This window comes from Streptomyces sp. NBC_01476 (assembly GCF_036227265.1).
Classification (GTDB): domain Bacteria; phylum Actinomycetota; class Actinomycetes; order Streptomycetales; family Streptomycetaceae; genus Actinacidiphila.
Map to the genome: position 1 here is coordinate 8,047,734 of NZ_CP109446.1, position 22,406 is coordinate 8,070,139.

The 22,406-nt window shown below is 75.3% G+C and carries 10 protein-coding genes; 7 read left to right on the forward strand and 3 right to left on the reverse strand.

Translation table 11 applies throughout. From position 1 onward, the window contains the following. Window positions 1-14: 14 nt before the first annotated feature. Entirely contained in the window at window positions 15-755 is a 741-nt protein-coding gene (locus OG552_RS34960) for a TetR/AcrR family transcriptional regulator (protein ID WP_329139979.1), read from the reverse strand. Window positions 756-940: 185 nt separating this feature from the next. Here OG552_RS34960 and OG552_RS34965 point away from each other — a divergent pair, with 185 nt between their 5' ends. Continuing rightward, window positions 941-1,849, forward strand: a complete 909-nt coding sequence (locus OG552_RS34965; protein WP_329139981.1) for a siderophore-interacting protein — start codon at window positions 941-943, stop codon at window positions 1,847-1,849. Here OG552_RS34965 and OG552_RS34970 read toward each other — a convergent pair. Both OG552_RS34970 and OG552_RS34975 read right to left on the reverse strand, forming a co-directional pair. Then, window positions 1,824-3,470, reverse strand: coding sequence for a (2,3-dihydroxybenzoyl)adenylate synthase (locus OG552_RS34970; RefSeq protein WP_443071112.1), 1,647 nt, complete (start codon window positions 3,468-3,470; stop codon window positions 1,824-1,826). The genes OG552_RS34965 and OG552_RS34970 overlap by 26 nt on opposite strands. 27 nt (window positions 3,471-3,497) lie before the next feature. Continuing rightward, window positions 3,498-4,874, reverse strand: a complete 1,377-nt coding sequence (locus tag OG552_RS34975; RefSeq protein WP_329139983.1) for a salicylate synthase — start codon at window positions 4,872-4,874, stop codon at window positions 3,498-3,500. 254 nt (window positions 4,875-5,128) lie between these two features. Between OG552_RS34975 and OG552_RS34980 the strand changes: the two genes are divergently transcribed. From OG552_RS34980 to OG552_RS35005, 6 genes are all read left to right on the forward strand, one after another. Beyond that, window positions 5,129-5,533 carry a phosphopantetheine-binding protein gene (locus OG552_RS34980; protein ID WP_329139985.1) on the forward strand — a complete coding sequence of 135 codons (405 nt, stop codon included), beginning with the start codon at window positions 5,129-5,131 and terminating at the stop codon, window positions 5,531-5,533. Next, window positions 5,530-6,309 carry a thioesterase II family protein gene (locus OG552_RS34985; protein ID WP_329139987.1) on the forward strand — a complete coding sequence of 260 codons (780 nt, stop codon included), beginning with the start codon at window positions 5,530-5,532 and terminating at the stop codon, window positions 6,307-6,309. The genes OG552_RS34980 and OG552_RS34985 overlap by 4 nt, the downstream gene beginning before the upstream one ends. An 89-nt stretch (window positions 6,310-6,398) precedes the next feature. After that, complete coding sequence (locus tag OG552_RS34990) at window positions 6,399-8,669, forward strand: beta-ketoacyl synthase N-terminal-like domain-containing protein (protein WP_329139989.1); 2,271 nt, start codon at window positions 6,399-6,401, stop codon at window positions 8,667-8,669. A 630-nt stretch (window positions 8,670-9,299) separates the two neighbouring features. Next, window positions 9,300-12,866, forward strand: coding sequence for a non-ribosomal peptide synthetase (locus tag OG552_RS34995; RefSeq protein ID WP_329139991.1), 3,567 nt, complete (start codon window positions 9,300-9,302; stop codon window positions 12,864-12,866). Further along, on the forward strand, window positions 12,863-16,165 hold the full coding sequence (locus OG552_RS35000; protein ID WP_329139992.1) for a non-ribosomal peptide synthetase: 3,303 nt from the start codon (window positions 12,863-12,865) through the stop codon (window positions 16,163-16,165). Before OG552_RS34995 ends, OG552_RS35000 begins: the two co-directional genes overlap by 4 nt. Before the next feature lie 190 nt (window positions 16,166-16,355). Then, window positions 16,356-22,406 carry a polyketide synthase gene (locus tag OG552_RS35005; RefSeq protein WP_329139994.1) on the forward strand — a complete coding sequence of 2,017 codons (6,051 nt, stop codon included), beginning with the start codon at window positions 16,356-16,358 and terminating at the stop codon, window positions 22,404-22,406.

Genomic DNA, 22,406 nt, shown 5'->3' on the forward strand with positions numbered 1-22,406 from the left:
TTCCGTACGCGCCGTCACCCGGCGGAAGCCGGCCGGCCGTCAGGTGCGGGCGCCAGCCCGGCGAGCCCCTCCAGCAGGACATCCAGCTTGCGGGCGAACCAGTCGCCGGGGCTGCCCGTGACGATGTCCGTCAGCGCGTCGCGCAGGCGGGGGTCCACGTTCGGCAGTGCGTCCGGGAGCATCTCCCGCCGCATGGTGGCCGCCTGGTCGGGGGTCTTCGCGGGCTCGCCGCGGCGCTGGCCGGCCAGGAAGAACATCAGCACCTGCTCGTGCACCAGGTCGTAGGCGAGTATCGCGTCCCGCGGTGCGAACCCCAGGTCCACCAGGGCGGTCACCGTACGGTGGCTGACCTCGCCGTACGCGGCCGAGTCCACGGTGAGCGAGACGATCTGCGCGGCCAGCCCGGAGTGGCGCTCCAGCAGCCGGAACGTCGCCCAGGCGTGCTCGCTCAACTGCCGCCGCCACGGCCCGCCCGGCTCCGGCCAGTCGGCCTCGGTCACCACCGCGTCCACGGCCGCCGTGACGAGGGCGTCGCGGGTGGCGAAGTACCGGTAGAGCGTGGAGTGCTTGATCCCGAGGTGCTGCGCCACGCTCGTCATGCCGATCTGGTCGAATCCCACGGCCACCGCGGCCCGTACGATCGCCTCCCGGTCCACCTGCGGCGGCCGCCCCAGCCGCGGGGTGCGCATGGCGCGGGCCGGCCCCGGCCGCCCGGCGGGTCGACGGGGCTCGATCGGCTCGCTGCTCCTGGTCATGGCCTCATTGTCTCCCGGTGCCTCGCGGCAGCCTCCGGCGTCCCTGGATGGCGGCGGACCTCCGGGGGCGCCGCCTTCTTTAACGACATCATGTTGTCAATGACTTTGGTAAGGCATACCTTCATTGCGACCGCATATCCAGTACGCCGCTCGACCCGGCCACGGCTTCGACACCAGGAGTGCCCATGCCCCCGATCCAGGAGGAACTGCGCCGGCGCACCCGCCTGACGCGCCCGCAGGTCCGGATCCGCACCGCCCATGTGGTGCGGACCGCCGAGGTGACCGCGCGGATCCGCCGGATCACCGTCGGGGGCGACGACCTGGCCGGCTGCGGTGACGGACTGCCTGCCGACGCCTGGAAGTTCCTGCTCCCGCCCGCCGGCCGAGGCCGGGTCGACCTGCCGGTGATCGGCCCGGACGGCGTACCGGGATACCCGCCGGACGCCGTACCGCCGGTGATGCGCGCCTTCACCACCCGCCGGTTCGACGCGGCGGCCGGCGAACTGGCCGTGGACGTCCTGCTGCACGGGGACACCCCCGCGAGCGTCTGGGCGCGCACCGCCGCGCCCGGCGACACGGTGGGCCTGGCCGGGCCGCGGCACGAGTTCTTCGCCTCACCGGAGGCCGGCTGGCACCTGCTGGCCGGCGACGAGGCGGCGCTGCCGGCCATCGCGGCGATCCTCGAAACGCTGCCCGCCCGTACCCCGGTGGTCGCCCTCATCGAGGCCGACGACGAGGCGGACCACCTCGACCTGGCGGCTCCGGCCCTCGCCGAGGTCGTCTGGCTGTACCGGCGCGGCGCGCCGGCCGCGGGCAGCGGCCTGCTGGAGAAGGCGCTCCGCGGCCTGGACCGGCCCTTCGCCGCCGCGCAGGCCTGGCTCGGCGCCGAGGCGGGCGCCGTCCGGGCGATGCGCCGTCACCTGCTGGACGAGCGCGGGCTGCCCCGCCCCCAGCTCCAGGCCGCCGCCTACTGGAAGCACGAACTCACCAGCGACCAGCGCGACGCGCAGGTGTTCGCCGCCTACCAGGCGGCGGTCGCGGCCGGCGGCGACCCGGACGACCCGGCCCTTACGACGGACGCCGACCTGGTGTAGCCGCGTGGGCGAGCAGCGCTCTGCGGTCCACCTTGCCGATCGCCGTCAGAGGGAGGGCTCCGATGGCCACCAGCCGGTCCGGCACCTTGTACCCGGCCAGGCCCCGCCCGCGCAGGAACTCCCCGGCCTCGGCGGCGCTCGGAGCGCCGAGGCCGGACTCCACCACCACGAACGCGGTGATCCGCTCGCCCAGCACCGGGTCCGGCTCGCCGACCACGGCGGACTGCCGGATCGCCGGGTGCAGCGCCAGCTGCTCCTCGACCTCCTCGGCGGACACCTTGTCGCCGGCCCGGTTGATGACCTCCTTGATCCGCCCCTCCACCACGAGATGCCCGGTGGGCAGCGCGCGGACCAGGTCCCCGGTGCGGTACCAGCCGTCGGTGAAGGCGAGGGCGTTGTGCTCCGGCAGCCGGTAGTAGCCGCGCAGCGTGTACGGACCGCGGGTGAGCAACTGCCCCACCGCGCCGGGCGGTACGGCGGTCCCGTCGTCGTCCACGATCCGCACCTCGTCGCCCGCGCTGAGCGGGCGCCCCTGGCTGACCAGCACCAGCTCCTCCGGGTCGTCGAGGCGGGTCAGGTTGAGCAGCCCCTCGGCCATCCCGAACACCTGCTGGAGCGCGCAGCCGAGCACCGGCCGTACCCGCGCCGCGGTGGCGGCGTCCGGCTTCGCCCCGCCGACCTGGACCAGCCGCAGACTGGAGACGTCCTCGGGCAGCCAGGACAGCGCGTCCAGCCACAGGCCGAGCAGCGACGGTACGAGCGCGGTCACGGTGACCCGCTCCTCGGCGATCAGCCGCAGCGACTCGTCGGGGCTCGGGTCGGCCGGCAGCACCACGGTGCCGCCCACCGCCAGGGTGCCGAGGACCCCGGGGCAGGCGAGCGCGAAGTTGTGGGCGGCGGGCAGCGCGGCGAGGTAGACGGTGTCCGGGCCGAAACCGCACACCTGCGCGCTGGCCCGGGCGTTGTACGCGTAGTCGTTGTGGGTGCGCGGGATGAGTTTCGGCAGGCCCGTGGTGCCCCCCGACAGCAGGAAGAGCGCCACGTCGTCCGCGGCGCCCGGCGCCGGCAGCGGCGCGCGCGGCGCGGCGCGCCCGGCCGCCTCCACGGCGGCCAGCCCGGTGAACTCCTGCGGGTCTCCCACCACCAGCACCTGCCGCAGGTCCACCCCCGGCTCCGCGGCCACCGTCCTGGCCAGCGCCCGGTAGTCGTGGCCGAGGTACCGGTCGGCGATGAGATAGCCGGCCGCGCCGGAGAACGCGCACAGGTGGGCGATCTCCCGCTGCCGGTGGGCGGGCAGCGCGTAGACCGGCAGCGCCCCGATCCGCAGCAGCGCGAAGGTGGCCAGCACGAACTCGGCGCAGTTGGGCAGGTGGACCACGATCCGGTCGCCGCGGGTCAGCCCGAGGCCGAGCAGCCCGCGGGCGAGGTCGTCTGCGCGGGCGTCGAGTTCGGCGTAGCTGAGCCGGACCCCGTCACCGACGACCGCGGTGCGCGCGCCGTGCTCGGCGGCCGAGCGCCGCAGCAGCTCGCCGAGCGGCTCGTCCGTCCAGTAGCCGGCCGCGCGGTGCCGGGAGGCTTCCTCGGGGGGCCACGGTACGCATCCGGGCAGCATGCGGATCATCCTCTCCTGGTGGGCGGGCGTGGTGGATTATGCCTGACGAGGCGTCAGATACGGGGCGACGCTGGCGAGTTTCTCGCAGGTCTCGCGGTACTCGCGGTCCGGGTCGGAGACCCCGACCACGCCCGCGCCGGCGTGCACCCAGGTGCGGCCCTGATGGGTGTAGACGGTGCGCAGCGCGAGAGCCGCGTCCAGATCGCCGTCGGCGGTGGTGCGCAGCACCGCGCCCGCGTACAGGCCCCTGGTGCCGGGTTCGTTGTCGGCGATGACCTGGTAGGCGGCGGACTTGGGGATGCCGGAGGCGGTCACCGCGGGGAAGAGGGCCGCGAGCGCGTCCCAGCGGGTGCGGTCGGCCCTGAGCCTGCCGCGTACCCGCGACCCCAAGTGCCGTACGCTGCCGCGCTCCTTGACCGCCATGAACTCGTCGACCGCCACCGAGCCGGGCGCGCACAGGGCGCGCATCTCGGCATCGGCGAGCGCCACCGAGACGGCGTGTTCGTAGATCTCCTTGACGTCGGTGCGCAGTTCGGCCCTGGTCCGCGCGTCCTGTTCCGGGTCGTCGCCGTGGCGGGCCCGGGTGCCGGCCAGCGGCTGCGATGTCACCCAGCCGTCCGGCGAGACCTCGGCGACGGTCTCCGGGCTGAAGCCGGCCGCCCGCAGCCCCGGCAGGTCGAGCAGGAAGGACCTGGCGGGGGTGTTGGCCCGGCGCCCGGCGGCGTAGGTGGCGGGGAAGTCGAGGTCGAAGGGTACCTCCACCCGCCGGGAGAGGATCACCTTCTCCAGTTCGCCGCGGCCGATCCGGGCCACCGCGTCGGCGACCGCGGCCCGGTACGGTGCCGGGTCGCCCGCCTCGACGTCCAGCGGGCGGGCGGCAGTCTCGGGCCGGGTGTCCGGGCCGGCCGCCGCCGCGAGCACGCGCTGGAGCAGCCCGGCGTCGGCGCAGCGCAGGTCCAGCGCGCTGCCGCCGATCTCCACCTCGACCCGGGGCACGAAGACATGGGCGAGCGGCTGCCGCGGGTCCGCCGGCCGGCCGGCCGCGGCCGGCGCGCACTCGAAGGCGGCCCAGCCGTATCCGCGCCAGTCCGTCACCGGCGCGCCGGCCAGGGCGGCGCCCAGTTCGCGTACCGCGTGACCGGTGGTGCGCGAAAAGACGCGCCGCACGCCGTTCCAGTCGGTCTCGACCTCGTGCTGGCGGACCGTCACCGAACCGAGGGAACCGCCGGCGAACCACCAGCGGCCCGCCTGCTCGTAGACGGCGTACCGGTCGAACAGGCCGGCGCGGGCCAGCCGTACGGCGGTGGCGAGCGGGTCGTACCGGCCGGCGATCCGGGTGTGCAGGTAGCGCAGCGGGGGAGGGGTGGCGCCGGTCCCGTGCGGGCCGGTCGCGGAGGGGGCGTGCGTGGTCACGTGGAAACCGTCCAGAGGTCATCGGCGGGGAAACCCGCGGTGCGACCTGGGCCGGACCGCGGAGGTCGGGGAGCGCGAAGAACGACGGAGCCCTGCAAGATAGTTAGGATAGCCTTGCCTAACCAGGGTGAGCCTAGCTAGCATCCGCCGGTGTGTCCACGTGTGATCCGCAGCCGGCACCGCACCCGGAGCCTGACGCACCGACAGCTCCCGGGGCAGTGTCCAGCCAGTCCACTCATCTCGTGAGGTGAACAGTGACGCCGAATCCAGCCGGACCGACCGTGACCGAAGGCGGCACCGCCCCGTCCCCCGCACCTGACGCGGCGGCCGGTGAACCGGGCGGCTCCCCCGACCCGTTCGGTCTGCGCCGCACCGTCGCCGACGTGCTCGGCGTCGCGCCCGAGCGGATCGGGGACGACGACAACCTCGTCGCCCTCGGCGTCGACTCGGTCAAGGTGATGACGATCTCCGCCCGGCTGCGCAGACACCGGCTGCGGGTCGGCTTCGCCCGGATGATCGAGGAGCCGACACTCCAGGCGTGGTGGCGGCTCATCGACGAGTCGGCGGGGGAGGGGCGCCCGGGGCCCACCGCGGGAGAGCCCCTGGAATCCGGCAGCGGTACGCCGCCCGGATCCGACGGCGAGAGGCAGCACCGATGACGTCGCTGGGCACCACCGGATCGCCCTGGCTGCGCACCTTCCGGGCCGCCGCACCGGACACCCCCACGCTGGTGGTCTTCCCGCACGCCGGCGGCGGAGCCGGGTTCTACCGGCCGCTGGCGCAGAGCTTCCCCGCCGGCGTCGGGGTCCGCGTGATCCAGTACCCCGGCCGCGAGGCCCGGGCCGGCGAGCCGCTCGTCGACGACATGGCCGTACTCGCCGACCAGGCCGCCACCGCGCTGCTGCCCCTGCTGAACAGGCCGCTGGCGATCCTCGGGCACAGCATGGGCGCCCTCGTCGCCTACGAGGTGACCAGGCGGCTGGAGGCCGAAGGCGCCGTCCTGGAAAGGCTGTTCGCCTCGGCGCGGCACCCTCCGGCCGCCCACCGCGGGAGCGGACACCGCAAACACCTGCTGGACGAGGAGCACTTCACCCAGATGCTCCGGGACACCGGCGGCACCCCGTCCGCGCTGCTGGACGACCCGGAGATGCGCGCATACCTGCTGCCCATCGTCCGCAACGACTACCGGCTCATCGAGACCTACGTCCCCGCGCCGGGACCCGCCCTGCGCACCGGGATCGTCTCGATCGCGGCGGCGGACGACGGCACCGTCTCGGCCGCCCAGGTGGAGGGCTGGCGCCGCGCCACCCGCGGCGACTTCGAGCACCTCACCTTCCCCGGCGGGCACTTCTACCTGCTGGAGCGGCCGGACGACCTCAGCGCGACGGTCCTGAGCCGGCTGGGGTGGGGCCCCGGCGGGAGCGGCACGCGGTAGCGGCCGGCGGGCGCCCCGGTCTTGCCGCCGGGCCCCCGCGCGGCCGTCGAGGACCGGACACATCCAACCGCACAAGGGAGTTGACTGTCGTGGGCACTGGCACACCCCTGCCGCCCGAAGCCCCGGATTCCGTCGCCGTCGTCGGTATGGCGGTCAGACTGCCGGGCGCCGACACGCCCGAGGCGTTCTGGCGCAACCTGCGCGACGGCGTCGAGTCGATCACCACCTTCACCGACGAGGAACTGACCGCGGCCGGTCTGCCCGACGCCGCCCTCAACGACCCGACGCGGGTACGGACCCGGCCCGTCATCGACGCCCCAGAACTCTTCGACGCGGCGTTCTTCGGCTACAGCCCGGGCGAGGCGGCGGTCACCGACCCGCAGCACCGGCTCTTCCTGGAGTGCGCCTGGGAGGCACTGGAATCCGCGGGGCACGACCCTCGCGGGCTCGGCGACGGCACCGCGGTGAGCGTCTTCGCCGGCACCGGCCCGGACAGCTACTTCCTGCACCACCTCCACCCGCGGCAGGCGGCGGCCGGACCCGGGGCCGGCTCCTTCCAGGACCTGCTGGGCAACAGCGGCGACTTCCTCGCCTCCCGCGTGTCGTTCAAACTCGACCTCACCGGACCGAGCGTCACCGTGCAGGCCGGCTGCTCCACCTCGCTGGTCGCCGTCCACCTGGCGGTGCAGAGCCTGCTCGGCGGTGAGTCCGACCTCGCGCTGGCCGGCGGCGCCACCCTCTACTTCCCGCAGCGGACCGGCTATCTGTACCGCCAGGGCGGGGTCAACTCGCCCGATGGCCACTGCCGTGCCTTCGACGCGCGGGCCGGCGGCACCACCCCGGGCGACGGCGTCGCGGTCCTGGCGCTGCGCCGGCTCTCCGACGCCCTGGAGGCCGGCGACCCGGTGCTGGGCCTGATCCGCGGCACCGCCGTCAACAACGACGGCGCGGCCAAGGCCGGGTTCACCGCGCCCGCGGTGGACCCGCAGAGCGACGTCGCCGCCGAGGCGCTCGCCGTGGCCCGGCTCGACCCGGCCGACATCGACTACCTGGAGGCGCACGGCACGGGCACCCCGATGGGCGACGCCCTGGAGGTCACCGCGCTCGCCGAGGGCTACGCGGGCGCCCCGGCCGGCGGCCTCCGGCTCGGCACCGCCAAGCCCAACGTCGGGGACACCTGGGCGGCGGCGGGCGCGGTCGGCCTGGTCAAGGTGCTGCTCGCGCTCGAACACGAGGAACTGCCGCCGCTGATCAACTGCACAGAACCGAATCCGGCGATCGACTTCGCGGCGAGCCCGTTCCGGCTCAACACCGGGGCGACGCCGTGGAAGCGGGGGGACCGGCCGCGCCGCGCCGCCGTCCACACCTTCGGGATCGGCGGCACCAACGCGCACGTCGTGGTCGAGGAGGCGCCGGACCTTCCCGCCGCTCCGGCGCCGGACCGTGACTGGTACGCCCTGCCGCTGTCCGCCCGCACCCCGTCCGCGCTGCGGGCCCAGGCCGCACGGCTCGCCGGGCACCTCGAACGCCACCCCGCGCTGTCCCTGCCCGGCGTCTGCCACACCCTTCTCACCGGCCGCGCCCGCTTCGGTCACCGCGCGGTGGCGCTGGCCCGCACCCGGGCCGCGGCGCTGCTCGCGCTCCGTGCGCTCGCGGACGCCGGGCCTGGCGGGGCGGCCGTCTCGGGCCCCGGCTGGACTCTCGTCCGTCCCGCCGGGTTCGGGGCCGAGTCCGGGTCTGAACCCGGGTCTGGGTCGGAGCCGCCCGGGTCCGGGTCCGGCGAGGGGTCCGCGGTGCCGGACCGGCCGGCGGGGAGCGACGGCGCCGGCGGGCCCTCGGCGCCCGGGGCGGCGGTCGAGCAGGCGCGGGGCTGGGTGGACGGCGGTACGGGGCCCGCGGCACCGGAGATTGTGCCGGCACCGCGGAAAGTCGTCCTGCCCACGTACCCGTTCGAACGGGCCAGGCACTTCGTCGAGCCGCCGCGCTTCGCCGCAGGCGGCGGTCCGCAGCCGCAGCCGCCGGCCGTCGCGGCGCACCCCCGGCCGGCGCTGGACACCCCGTACGCCCCGCCCGCCGACCGGCTGGAGGGGATGGTCACCCAGGCGTGGGGGAGCGCGCTCGGCATCGAAGGGGTGGGGCGGGACGACAGCTTCTTCGACCTGGGCGGGCACTCGCTGCTCGCCGCCCGGGTCACGACGTCGCTGCGGGCGGTGCTGCCCGTGCCGACGGACGTGACCGACCTGCTGGACGCGCCGCCGACCGCGGCCGGCCACGCCGAACGACTCAGACGGCGCCTGCTCGAGAAGCTGGGCGAACTCACCGACGAGGAGGCCGCCGCGCTGGCGGCGGAACTCGGGTAGCGCGTGTCCCCGACATGCCGCGGCCGTACCGCCGTTGGTGGCCGGCTCCGCCGTGCCGCCGAGCACGGGTGCGCCTCCGGCGGGATCTGGAAGCGGCGGGCCCACCCTGCCGGGCCCGCACCCCAGCCGCGGCCCCGCCCCGGCCGCAGACCGACCCGCCCCCCACGACGCCGGACAGCCACGGAGGTGGCCCCCATGCCGCGGAAACCTTCGTCGCCGCCGGTCGCTGCCGATGGTGGACGGGAGGCGTTCGGCACCCTCGCGGGGCGGGCCCGGCGTCCTCCAGCGGGTGGTCTCTGTGCCGGGGAAGCCTTCCGGCGACCGCCGGTTGCCGGGCCCGGGCCGGTGGTCGCCGCCGGACGGCATGGCGTCCTCGGGCGGTCGGTGGGAGGCGTTCGGCACCCCTGCGGGACCCGCGCGGGCTGTTCAGGACGGCCGCTGCGGCGGGCCCGTGCCGGTGACCGGAACCGCGGGTCCGGCGGACGTCCCGCGTCCTGCGGCCGGGCGCGGCCGGGGAGCAGATCCCGCGCGGGCCCCGCAGAGAAGGGCCCCGCAGGGAAGGGCCCCGCCCAGCACCGCCCCACGTACGGCACACCGTAGTCAACCCCCCAACGGAAGCCGGGAGATCCCATGACCGACGCCCTACCGCGGACCCGTGACACCGAGGAGTCCGCGTCCCGTACGGACGGGCTGTCCGCAGCCAAACGGCAGTTGCTGGACCGGTGGCTGGCCGGCGCGGCCAAGCCGCAGGCCATCGGCCGCCGCCCGGACACCGGCCCGGTGACCGCCACCCGCCCGCAGCGCCGGATGTGGGTCCACGCCAAGCTGCACCCCGGCACCGCCGCCTACAACATCGGGCAGGCCGTCCGGCTGACCGGCCCCCTCGACCAGGAGGCACTGCGCGCCACGCTGGCCGAACTCGTCTGCCGGCACGACGCGTTGCGCACCACCTTCACCGAAATCGACGGCCTGCCCCACCAGGTGGTCGCCGAACACGTCGAACCGCCCCTGGCCTGCGACGAGTCGGACGGGGACCGCACCAGCGAGGCCGACTGGCTCTCCGCCCTCGACACGGCCCCCTTCGACCTGAGTGCCGGCCCCCTGATCCGCTTCGGGCTCCTGCGCCACTGCGCGGACGAGCACCTGCTGATGACCGTCGTGCACCACGCGGTCGCCGACGGCCTCTCCCTCGGCATCCTGCTGCGCGAACTGCGGGAGCTGTACGCCGCGTTCAGCACCGGACGGACGAGCCCGCTGCCTGACCCGGCAGTCACCTTCGCGGACTACGCGCACTGGCGCGAGGTCCGCGAGGCGAGCCCCGAGCACGCCGAAGAGGTCGCCGCCTGGCGCCGCGCGCTGGGCGACGAACCTCCCCGCCTCGACCTGCCCACCGACCGTCCCCGGCCGGCCGTGCCCGGCTCCCGGGGCGTCTCCCACCGCTTCACGCTGGACCCGGCCGCCTGGCAGGCGGTCCGCACCCTGGCCAGGGAACACCAGGCCACCCCCTACATGGCCGCGGTCACCGCGCTGACCGCCCTCCTGCACCGCTACACCGGGCAGCAGGACATCGCCGTCGGCTCCGTCGTGCACGGCAGGGAACGCCCCGAACTCCAGGAGGCGGTGGGCTGCTTCGCCGACACCGTGGTGCTGCGCACCGCCGTGGACGGCGCCACCGCCTTCGGCGAGCTGCTGGACCGGGTCCGCGGCACCTGCCACGACGCCTACGCCCGCCAGGACGTGTCGCTCGACGTGCTCGCCGCCGAACTCCGCTGGGACCGCTCACCGGCGGCCGGCCCCGTACCGCAGGTGCTTGCCGTGATGCAGAGCCCGCCGGAGACCGCCGACTTCGCCGGGCTGCGGGCCGAACCCGTCGAGCAGGAGGTCGACTCGGCCCGCTTCGACCTGGTGCTCAACTGCTGGGAATCCGACGGCACGTTGCACGGCGCGATCACCGGCAACGCCGACCTCTACGATGCCGGCACGGTGGCCCGCTGCGCCGCCCACCTGGTCCGGCTGCTGGAGTCGGTGGCGGCCGGCGGGGCGGACACCACGGTGACCGACCTGGACATCCTGCCCGCCGAGGAGCGCGAAACGCTGCGGCGCTGGGGGCGTCCCGCCGAGGGCGACGACCCGCTGGTCCGGCGCGACCTGGCGGCCCTGATACGCGACGCCGCCCTGCGGAACCCGGCGGCCGTCGCCGTCGAGTGCGGCGCCACCACCGTGACGTACGCCGAACTCGACGCCCGCGCCGAGGCCCTGGCGGACCGGCTGCGCGGTGCGGGGGTCGGCCCCGAAACGCTTGTCGGGGTGCTGCTGGAACGCTCGGTGGAGCTGGTCGTGGCGCTGCTGGCGGTGCTCAAGGCGCGGGGCGCCTTCGTACCGCTGGAGGTCTCCTGGCCTGCCGCCCGGGTGTGGGACATCGCCGACCGGTGCGGGCTGCGGCTGGTGGTGGGGGAGGATGACGCGCAGCGGCTGCTGGCCGGGAGCGACATCGAGGTGGTGCGCCCGGGTGAAACCGGGGCACCCGCCGGGTCGGCGGCGTCCCTGCCTGCGGACGTCCAGGGCACCCCGGACACCACCCTGGCCGCCCCCGTGGACGAACCCGTCGACGAACCCGTGGACGCCCCCGTGGACGCCCCCGTGGACATGGAACGCCTCGCCTACGTGATCCACACCTCCGGCTCCACCGGCACCCCCAAGGGTGTGATGATCCGTCAGCAGGCCATCTGCAACCGGATGCTGTGGCAGATCGGCAAGCTCGGCCTCGGCGCCGACGACGCCGTCCTGCACAAGGCGCCGCTCGGCTTCGACATCTCCGTCAACGAGATCTTCCTGCCGTTGGTGGCCGGCGCCCGCCTGGTGGTCGCCGAGCCCGGCGGGGACGGCGACGTGGACCGGCTGCTGACCACGGTCGAACGCCACCGTGTCACCTTCCTCTACATCGTCGCCTCGATGCTCGACGTGCTCCTCGAACGCGACGACGCTGCCTCCCGGATCCGTTCGCTGCGCCACCTGTGGTGCGGCGGTGAGGCCCTGACCGCCGACCTGTACGGCCGGTTCCGCCGCGCCTCCGCCGCGCGGATGTACCACGGCTACGGCCCCGCCGAGACCACCATCGGCGTCAGCTGCCGGGTCTTCGAAGCCGACGAGCCGGCCGAACGCATCACCATCGGCCGGCCCAACCCCAACGCCCGCCTGTACGTGCTGGATTCGGCGTTCCGGCCGGTCCCGATCGGAGTCCGCGGTGAACTCCACGTCGGCGGGCTGCCGTTGGCGCGCGGCTATCTCAACGACCCGGAGCGCACGGCGGAGAGCTTCGTCGCCGACCCGTACGCGGACACCGACGACGGCCGGATGTACCGCACCGGCGACCTGGCCCGATTCCTGCCCGGCGGCGAGATCGAGTTCCTCGGCCGGCTCGACGACCAGGTGAAGATCCGCGGCTTCCGGGTCGAACCCGGGGAGGTCGCGGCGGTGCTGGCCCGCCATCCCCGGGTCCGGCAGTCGTCCGTCGTGGCCAGGGCCGCGGCCGGCGGAGGCCATGAGCTGATCGGCTACTGCTCGGTGACCGCCGAGCCGGCCCAGGACCCGGCGGAGGTCTCGGGCGACGGGCTGCGCGACTGGCTGGGCGGGCTGCTGCCCGCGCACGCCGTCCCCCGGGTGGTCGTGGTGCTGCCGGAGCTGCCGCTGACCACCGCGGGCAAGGTGGACCGCAAGGCGCTCGCCGCGGTACCGCTGCCCACACCGGACACCGCCGACGGGTACACCGCTCCGGCGGGCGGCACCCAGGACGGCGTCGCCAGGATCTGGGCGGAGGTGCTGGAGACCGAGAAGGTCGGCGCGCACGACAACTTCTTCGACCTCGGCGGCCACTCGCTGCTCGTCATCCGGGTGCAGACCCTGATCAGGCAGCGGCTCGGGCACGACGTGCCGCTGCTGGCCCTGTTCGGCAACGCCACCGTGGCCCGGCTGGCGGCCTACATCGAATCCGCCGCGGACTCCGGCCAGGACACCGCGGCACCGCCGGTGGGCGCCGAGTCGGACGCCCGCGCCCGCGCACTGCGCGGCCGGGAGGCACTGGCCCGCCGCAGGACGCGCCGCCCGGGACCGGCGGCGGGCGGCCAGGCACGGCAGGACGGACCCACGCCGGACCAGCCCGCCGGTCACCCCTACCCGGACGAGGAGGCCGCGCGATGACCCCCGCACCGGACGGCGCCCCCGCGGCGCGCCCGCCGCACCCCTTCCCGCTGACCGACACCCAGCAGGCGTACCTCGTCGGCCGCGGCGACCTCTACCCGCTGGGCAACGTCAGCACGCACGCCTACCTGGAACTCGAAGGCCCGCTGGACATCGGCCGGTTCGTCCGTGCCTGGCGCCTCCTGGTCGACCGGCACCCGATGCTGCGCGCGGTCATCGACCCGGACCGCCAGGAACAGCAGGTGCTGCCGGAAGTGCCCGATCCGCCGATCGAGATCGTGGACCTGCGCGACCGCCCCCCGCAGGAGACCCGCGACACTCTCGCCGAGCTGCGCGAACGGCTGTCCCACGAGGTACGGCCCGCCGACCGCTGGCCGCTGTTCTCCGTCGCGGTCTGCCTGCTCGGCGACGGCATCTGCCGGGTGCACATCGGCTTCGACGGGCTGACCGTCGACTGGGCCAGCTGGCATGTGATGTACCGGGACCTGTCCGCCTACTACGAAGACCCGGACACCCCGCTGCCCGGGCTTCCCGCCACCTTCGAGGAGTATCTGGCGGCGGCCGCCGACGGCGGCGACGCCGAACAGACCGGCGAGGCCGAGGAGTTCTGGCGCAAACGGCTCTCCGTCCTGCCCGACGCCCCCGACCTGCCGCTGCGCACCGACCCCGGCTCCGTCCAGCGGCCCCGCTTCGTCCGCCGCGAGGCCGTACTGGACCGCGACACCTGGACCCGGCTGCGGCAGCGCGCGGCGAAGGCCGGCCTGACCCCGACCGGGGTGGTGCTTGCGGCCTACGCGGAGGTGATCGCCCGCTGGAGCACCACGGACCGCTTCACCCTCAACGTACCGAGCATGAACCGGGAACCGCTGGTGCCAGGGGTCGCCGACCTGGTCGGCGAATTCGCCTCCTTCACCCTCGTCGAGGCCGACCACAGCGGCCCCGGCACCTTCACCGCACGGGCCAGGGCGCTCCAACGCCGCCTGCTGGAAGGTCTGGAACACCGGGAACTGAGCGGCGTACGCCTGCTGCGTGAGCTGACCCGGGCCCGGGACGGCGAGCAGGCCCGGATGCCGGTCGTCCTGACCAGCACACTGGCCCTCGGCGCGGCCGAGCCCCACGCGCTGGAGCGTGCCCTCACCCACGTCCACGGCATCACCCAGACCCCCCAGGTCCACCTCGACGCCCAGGTGGAGGAGCGGCGCGGCGCACTCGCCTGCAACTGGGACGCGGTGGAGGAACTCTTCGCGCCCGGTGTGCTGGACGCCATGTTCGGCGCCTGGACCACGCTGCTCACCCGGCTCGCCGACGACCCGGCCGTCTGGGACCTGGACGACGCCGTACCGCTGCCTCCCGGGCAACTGGCCCGCAGGCAGGCGGCGCAGGGCCGGACCAGGCCGATCCCCGGCGAACTGGTGCAGGACGCGTTCCTGCGGCAGGCCGCCGCCCGCCCGGACGCGCCGGCCCTGGTCAGCCCGGCCGGCACCCTCGGCTACGGCGCGCTGCTCGACCGCGCGGCGGCCCTCGCCCACGTGCTGCGCGAACAGCCCGGCACGGATCCGGGCGCCCTCGTCGCGCTGCTCTTCGACAAGGGCGAGGACCAGGTGGTGGCGGCGCTCGCGGTGCTCCTCGCGGGCTGCGCGTACGTGCCGCTCGACCCGGAGGCGCCGGCCGGGCGGCTCCGGACGCTGCTCGGCGCGGCGGGTGCGGCCGTGGTGCTCACCCACGCACCGCTGGCCGGCGCGGTGCCGGCCGGCCCCTGGCGGGTGCTGCGGACGGACGGCGAGGCCGCCGGGCGGCCCGCGGTGGCGGGGCCGCCGGCGCCGGCGCGCGGACCGGGCGACCTGGCCTATGTGCTGTTCACCTCCGGCACGACCGGCACCCCGAAAGGCGTGATGATCGAGCACCGCGGGGTGGTGAACTGCCTGCGGGAGACGGTGGAACGCTTCGGGATCGGGCCCGGGGACCGCTGCCTCGGGCTGACCGCACTCCACCACGACATGTCGCTCTTCGACGTCTTCGGCGTGCTCGGCGCCGGCGGCACCCTCGTCCTGCCGGACGCGGCCCGCCGCACCGACCCCGCGCACTGGCTGGAACTGATCGGCGCCCACCGGGTGACCCTGTGGAACTCGGTACCGGCGATGATGGAGATGCTGCTCGACCGGCTGGCCGACACGGGCACCCAAGGCCCCAGCACGCTGCGGCTCGCCTTCCTCGGCGGCGACTGGATCCCGCTGCGCACCGTCGCGGAGCTGGCCGGGCGGCTTCCCGCGGCCCGGCTGGTCTCGGTCGGCGGTCCGACCGAGACCACGCTGTGGAACATCTGGTACCCGGTGGAGCGGGCCGACCCCCAGTGGCGCTCCGTGCCCTACGGCACGCCGCTGGCCAACACCAGCTATTACGTGCTCGATCCGGCGCTGCGGGACCGCCCCGACGGCGTCACCGGTGAGCTGTACTGCGCGGGGCCCGGGCTCGCCCGCGGTTACCTCGGTGACCCGGAGGCCACCGCCGCCGCGTTCGTCACCCACCCGCGGACCGGTGAACGGCTCTACCGCACCGGGGACCTCGGACGGTACGGCACCGACGGAGTGATCGAGTTCGTGGGCCGCCGCGACGGCCAGGTGCAGATCGCCGGGCGCCGGGTGGAGCCCGCCGAGGTGGAGGCGGCCCTCGCGGCGCATCCCGCGGTCGCGCGGGCCGTCGTGGTGGCGGTACGGCGCGACGGACTGGCCGGCCACCGCGGGCTGGCCGCGTTCGTCGTCCCGCGACGCGGCGGGCCGGTGCCCGAAGCGGACGAACTGCGGGCCCACCTCGGTGCGTTGCTGCCCGGGCACATGGTGCCTGGCAGCCTCACCGTGCGGGAGAGCCTGCCACTGACCCGCAACGGCAAGCTCGACCGTGAGGCGCTGGAACGCACCGCCGCGGCGGCGCCGATACCGGCGCCCGAGGGGGCGGAGGACACCGGGGACCCGCTGGTCGAACTCCTCGCCAGGACCTGGGCCGCCGCGCTCGGCCTGCCCCGGGTGGGCCCGCGCGACAACTTCTTCGCCCTCGGCGGCGACTCCCTGGTCGGCGCCCGCATCCTCGCCCGGCTCCACGAGGTCTTCCCCGACGAGGAGCTCTCGCCCCGCGCCCTGATGGCGACCTCGGACGTGGCCGGCATGGCCGCCGTCCTCACCCGGGAGGAGGTCCAGCCCGGCCGGATGGCGGAGATCGCCGCCGTCCACCTGTACGTGGCGGACCTGAGCCCGGACCGGATCGACGAGGAACTGTCCGCCACACCGTCGGAGGTGGCGTCATGACCCGGCCCGCACGGCCAACGCGCCAGACCGCCACCCTCACTGAGCCCGGCCGGGACGCGGACCCCGTCCGCCGGCTGGTCGCCAACCGCGCCGGGCCGGTTGTCCGCCGAGCCCGGGGTGGTGGCGGGCGTGCGGGGTCGTCTGCGGGGCCGGGGCAGGGCGCGGAGGGCGGGTGGTGAGCGGGGAGGGGATGACACCGGAGGAGCGCAGGCGCGAACTGCTGCGCCGGACGCTGGCCGCCCGGGGGCTGGCAGCCGCCGCCCCGGCCGCTCCCGCCGTGCCAGGGGGATCACGGCTGCCCGCGCCGCTGTCGCACGCGCAGCGCCGTATGTGGTTCCTGCACCGGCTGGCGCCGGGCGATCCCGCCTACCACCTGACCGTCGGGGTCCGGCTGGACGGCGAACTGGACGCCGGGCGGCTGCGGCAGGCGTTCGAGACCGCGGCCGGCCGGCACGAGGTGCTGCGGACGCTCTACCGCGGCGAACCGCAGGGCGACCCCGTGCAGGTCGCCGCCCCGGCGGCGGCCCGTGTCCCGTTCGAGGTGCGCGACCTGCCCTCCGGCGACCCCGGCGCGGTGGTACGCGCCTGGTCCGACGTGCCGTTCGACCTCGCCGCCGACCTGCCGCTGCGCCTGCTGCTGCTCCGCCGCGGACCGGCCGAGCACCTGCTGTTCCTGACCATCCACCACATCGCCTGCGACGACCTGTCCTGGGAGATCCTGCTCGGCGACGTGTCCGCCGCCTACCGGGACCGGCCGTGCCGCCCGCTCACCCGCCAGTACGCGGACTTCGCGCGCTGGGAGGCCGCCCAGCCGCGCGGCGCCGCCTTCGAACGCTCCCGCGGCTACTGGCGGCACCTGCTCGCCGGCCCCGGCGGCGCCGTCCGCCTGCCCGCCGACCAGCCGCGCCCGGGCCGCCCGCCCGGCCACGGGGTACGGCGCCGCGCCACGGTCTCCCGGGCCGCCGCCGAAGGCATCAGGGCGCTGGCCCGCAGCGAGCAGGCATCGCCCTACATGGTCCTGCTCGCCGCCGCCGCCCTGCTGCTGCGCCGGTACGGCTCCACCGGGCACATCCCCTTCGGCACGCCCGTGGTCCGCCGGCCCCGCCCCGAATTCGAGCCGGTGATCGGCAACTTCGGCAACGTCATGGTGCTGCCGGTCGACGTGGGGCCGCCCGGCACGGACCTCGGACTGCCCGAACTGATCGCACGGGTCAGGGAGGTGTGCACCGAGGCGTACGCGCACCAGGACGTGCCCTTCGAGACCGTCGTGGAGGACGCCCGCCCCGACCGGGGCGGCGGCACACCGCGGCTGTTCGACGTGATGTTCTCCCACCGGTCGAGCCTGCTGCGCGGCCTCGACCTGCCCGGCGTGCGCTGCGCCGAATACCCGCTCGACCCCGGCACCTCCCGCTTCGACCTCGTCCTGGACGTGGCCGACGACGCGGACGGCGGCAGCGGGATGACCGTCACGGTCACCGCCCGCACCGACATGTTCACCGCCTCCACCACCCAGCACCTCGCCGACCGGTTCGCCGCCCTCATCGAGGAGCAGACAGCCGCGCCGGCCGGTGCCCCGGCGCACTCCGGACGGTCCGCGCGCCCCGAGGGCCCGCCGCGCCCCGCCGGCGCCGACCGCCCACCACGGCCGAGTCAGGAAGAGACCTCACCCATGTCACAGGAAACCCCCGCCGCCACCCCTGATCCCGGACCCGACTACGACCCCGACCTCGACATCGCCATCGTCGGCATGGCGGGTCGCTTCCCCGGCGCGCCGACCCTGGAGGGCTTCTGGGACGTGCTCGCCGAAGGCCGGGAGACCACCGTGCCCTTCACCGACGAGGAGTTCGTCGCGGCCGGCCACGACCCGCGCGAGCTGGACGACCCGGGCCTGGTCAAGGTCGAGGCGGCGGTGGAGGGCATCGACCTGTTCGACGCCGCCTTCTTCGGCTACCGGCCCACCGAGGCCGAACTCCTCGACCCGCAGCAGCGGTTGTTCCTGGAGTGCGCCCACCACGCCCTGGAACAGGCCGGTTGCGCCCCGCGCGAGTACCCGGGGCTGATCGGTGTGTACGCGGGCGCCGGCCAGAGCCGCTACTTCCTCAACCAGGTGCACCCGCACATCGCCGGCGCCCCCAACTCGATGGCGCTGCTGCCCGCGGTCTCGGCGAACTCGCCCAGCTCCTTCGCGACCCGGGTCTGCTACGAACTCGGCCTGACCGGCCCCGGCATCACCGTGGCGACCGCCTGCTCCACCTCCCTGGTGGCTCTCCACCTGGCCTGCCGGGACCTGCTGGACCACCAGTGCGACGTGGCGCTGGCCGGCGGCGCCTCCCTCAACCCCTCGCCGAAGATGGGCTATCACTATCTGCCGGACGGCCCGCTCTCCCCCGACGGGCGCTGCCGCTCCTTCGACGCCGCCGCCGCCGGCATGTTCCCCGGCGACGGGGTCGGCGTCGTCGTCCTGAAGCGGCTGGCCGACGCCCTCGCCGACGGCGACACCATCCGCGCGGTGGTCAAGGGCTCCGCGGTCAACAACGACGGCGACCGCAAGGCCGGCTTCTCCGCGCCCAGCGCGGAAGGCCAGACCGAGGTCATCCTCGCCGCACACGCGGCGGCCGGCGTCGAGGCGGGCTCCATCTCGTACGTCGAGGCACACGGCACCGGCACCCCCGTCGGCGATCCCATCGAACTCCAGGCACTCATCGACGCGTTCGCCACCGACCCCGGCACCGCCGACCGCCCCGGATTCTGCGCCATCGGCTCGGTCAAGACCAACATCGGGCACCTCGACGCCGCCGCAGGAGTGGCCGGGGTGATCAAGACGGTGCTCGCCCTGGAGCACGAACTCATCCCGCCCAGCCTGCACTTCGAGCGGCCCAACCCGCTGATCCCGCTGAACGGCGGCCCGTTCCGGGTCGCCACCGGCCGCACACCCTGGCAGCGCACCCCCGGCGTCCCGCGCCGGGCCGGGGTCAGCGCCTTCGGCATCGGCGGCACCAACGCGCATGTGATCCTCCAGGAGGCCCCGGCCCTGGCCGCCCTCCGCACCGGCGGCGACCCGGCCACCGACTCCCGCCACCACCTGGTGACCGTCTCCGCCAAGTCCCCCCAGGCGCTGGCCGAAGGAGCCGCCGCGCTGGCCGGCCACCTCGACGCCCACCCCTGGCTGGAGGTGCGCGACGTCGCCCACACCCTCCGCTCCGGGCGGGCCGAGTTCCCCTACCGCCGTGCGGTCTCCGCCGCCGACCCGCGGGGCGCGGCGCGGGCACTGCGCGGCAACGGCGGCAGCACCGGTGAGGCGGCCGAGAGCAGACCGGTGGCCTTCCTGCTGCCCGGCGGCGGCACCCAGTTCGCCGGCATGGGCGCCGGGCTCTACGACTCGGAACCCGTCTTCCGTGCCGAACTCGACCGCTGCGCCGCGATCATGGCCGGCCACGGGCGGGACCTGCACGCCGAACTCGCCCACGACGGCGGCGGATTCCCCGGCGTGGTCGCCACCGGCTACGCGGTCGCCCGCCAGTTGGAGGCGTACGGGGTCCGGCCGGCCGCGCTGCTCGGCCACAGCCTGGGGGAGTACACCGCCGCCTGCCTGGCCGGCGTCATCTCCCTGGCCGACGTGCTGCCCCTGGTGGCGGAACGGGAACGGCTGATGCTGCGGGCCGGCGGCGCGACCATCAGCGTGCTGCTCGGCGCCGACCAGGTGCGGCGCCTGCTGACCGGCGGCCTCGGCATCGCCTCGGTCAACGGACCGCTGCACTGCTCGGTCTCCGGACCGGTCGCCGAGATCGAGGAACTGGAGGCCCGGCTCACCGACCAGGGCGTGGACCACTCCCGGCTCCGCCTGGCCACCGCCGTCCACTCCGCGCTGCTGGAGTCCATCCTGCCGGAGTACGCCGCCGCTCTCGGCCGGGTCACCCTGCACGAGCCCCGGGTCCCGGTGATCTCCAACCTCACCGCGGCCCCGCTCACCCCCGAGCAGGCCACCGACCCCGGTTACTGGCTGCGGCACACCCGGGAGACCGTACGGTTCGCCGACGGCCTCACCACCCTGCACGGCGCGGGCCGCCCGGTACTGGTCGAGATCGGCCCCAGCCGCGGGCTGACCCGGCTGGCCGGGCTCCAACTGGGCCGCGAGGCCACCGCCGTACCGGCCATGCGGCACCCGCGGGACGGCTACGGCGACAGCGAGGCCCTGGTGACCGCGCTCGGCGCGGTGTGGACGGCCGGCGGCACCATCGGCAGGCACGCCCCCTACGACGAACACCCGCGCCGCCGGGTGCCGTTGCCCGGTTACGCCTTCCAGCGCCGCCGCTACTGGGTCGACCCGCCCCGGCCCGCCGCCGATACCGGCACCTACCTCGTACCGGACGGCCTGCGCGACCCGGCCTTCGCCCGCGCGCTGGAGCTGGCCGCCACTGGCAGCCGGCTGCTGGTCACCGACCCGGCCGAAGCGCCCGCGGGACCGCGGGCGGCGGTCGCGCACATCGACCCGGTGCGGGAGGCCGGCCTGCTCACCGAGGACGACGAACTGCTGCGCAGCCGAATCACCGTGACACACACCCCGGCCGACCTCCAGCGCGACCTGGACCGGCTGTGCGCCCGGTACACCCTGCGCTTCCTGCACGACGCCGGGGTACGAACCGCTCCCGGCAGCGCCACCACCGCCGACGCCGTGGCCGGCACCGTCGGCGTCGTCCCGGGCTACCGGCCGTTCCTGGACGCCATGCTGGCCGTCCTGGCGGAGGACGGCCACCTGGTGCGCGACAAGACCGGCGGTGTGACCTTCCGCGCCGTACCCGGCGAGCCCGGTGACCTCGGCGCGGCACCCGGCATCGACGCTCTGCGGGCCGCCCTGCTGGCCCGCCACCCCGACCGCGCCGGCGAACTGGAACTGCTGGACCGCTGCGCCGCCCGCTACCCCGAGGTGTTCACCGGGGCCGTGGAAGGCCACCAGGTGCTGCTCCCGGACGGCGCGGACGACATCTCGCAGGACGTGGTGGACCAGCGCGTCGGCACCAGCGACGTGGCCGTGCACACCCGGCTCGTCGCCCAGGCGGTCGCCCGGCTGGCCCGGGAGGCCGAGGGCGGCCGGCTGCGCGTGCTGGAGGTCGGCGCCGGACGCGGTTACCTCACCTGGGACGTGGTCGACGCCCTCAAGGGCATCCCGGGCGTCGAATACCACTTCACCGACCTCGGCAGATCCTTCGTCCTGGCCGGCCAGCGCACCGCCGCCGACAAGGACGTGGACTTCATGCGGTTCGGGGTGCTCGACATCTCCGAGGACCCCGAACCGCAGGGCTACCCCGCCGGCGGATTCGACGTGGTCCTCGCCTTCAACGTGCTGCACGCCACCCCCGACCTGCACCGGACCGTGGGACACGTGCGGTCGCTGCTCGGCGACGGCGGGTGGCTGTTCCTGCTGGAGGCCACCCAGCAGCGCCGCCCGTCGATGATGACGGCCGGCCTCTTCGCCGGCTGGTGGTACTTCGCCGACGACCTGCGCGAACACTCCCCGCTGCTGCCGCCGGCCGGCTGGCGCGCCCTGCTCGGCGCTGAAGGATACGACCCGATACGGGTCTACCCGCAGGACGCCGGCCGGCTGCGCGAGGCCGACCACGCGCTGCTCGTCGCCCGCCGGGCGACGGCCGACGGGACCGATGAACGCACCGCGCGCATACGGCAGTTGGAAGCGGCCGGCGGAAGCGTCGAGATCCTGCCCCGGCAGACCGCCACCGCCCTGGGCGGCGCGCTGGACGCGCTGCCGGGTGTCGAGGGCCCGCTGGTACTCAAACTCGTCGACAGCCCAGGCCGGCCGGCCCCGCAGACCGCCACCGGCACCGGCACCGACGAACCCGAGCCGCCCTCCGGCGGGCTGTACGGAGGCGGCTCCGCCTTCAACCAGCGGCCGGACCTCGGCACCCCGTACACCGAGCCGCGCACCGACCTGGAACGGACGGTGGCCCGCACCTGGCAGGCCGTCCTCGGCATCGACCGCGTCGGGGCGCACGACGACTTCTTCGACCTCGGCGGCGAATCACTGCTGGCCATGCAACTGGTCACCCGGCTGCGCGAACAGCTCGGGGTCGCGCTGTCCGTCCGCGCGTTCTTCGACGCGGGCAACCCGACCGTCGCCGTCCTGGCCGGACTGATCGAGGAGTCCCGCAGGACCGGCGCCCCCGCCACCGCGGCCATCGCGCCCAGCGCGCGCCGCGCCGCGGCCCGCACCACCGTGGAGGACTGA

What these genes read in the sequence shown, in the direction of transcription:
- OG552_RS34965 (WP_329139981.1), top strand. Translation starts at nt 941, where the DNA reads ATGCCCCCGATCCAGGAGGAACTGCGCCGGCGCACCCGCCTGACGCGC.
- OG552_RS35000 (WP_329139992.1), top strand. Translation starts at nt 12,863, where the DNA reads ATGACCCCCGCACCGGACGGCGCCCCCGCGGCGCGCCCGCCGCACCCC.
- OG552_RS34960 (WP_329139979.1), bottom strand. Translation starts at nt 755, where the DNA reads ATGACCAGGAGCAGCGAGCCGATCGAGCCCCGTCGACCCGCCGGGCGG.
- OG552_RS34970 (WP_443071112.1), bottom strand. Translation starts at nt 3,470, where the DNA reads ATGATCCGCATGCTGCCCGGATGCGTACCGTGGCCCCCCGAGGAAGCC.
- OG552_RS35005 (WP_329139994.1), top strand. Translation starts at nt 16,356, where the DNA reads ATGACACCGGAGGAGCGCAGGCGCGAACTGCTGCGCCGGACGCTGGCC.
- OG552_RS34985 (WP_329139987.1), top strand. Translation starts at nt 5,530, where the DNA reads ATGACGTCGCTGGGCACCACCGGATCGCCCTGGCTGCGCACCTTCCGG.
- OG552_RS34995 (WP_329139991.1), top strand. Translation starts at nt 9,300, where the DNA reads ATGACCGACGCCCTACCGCGGACCCGTGACACCGAGGAGTCCGCGTCC.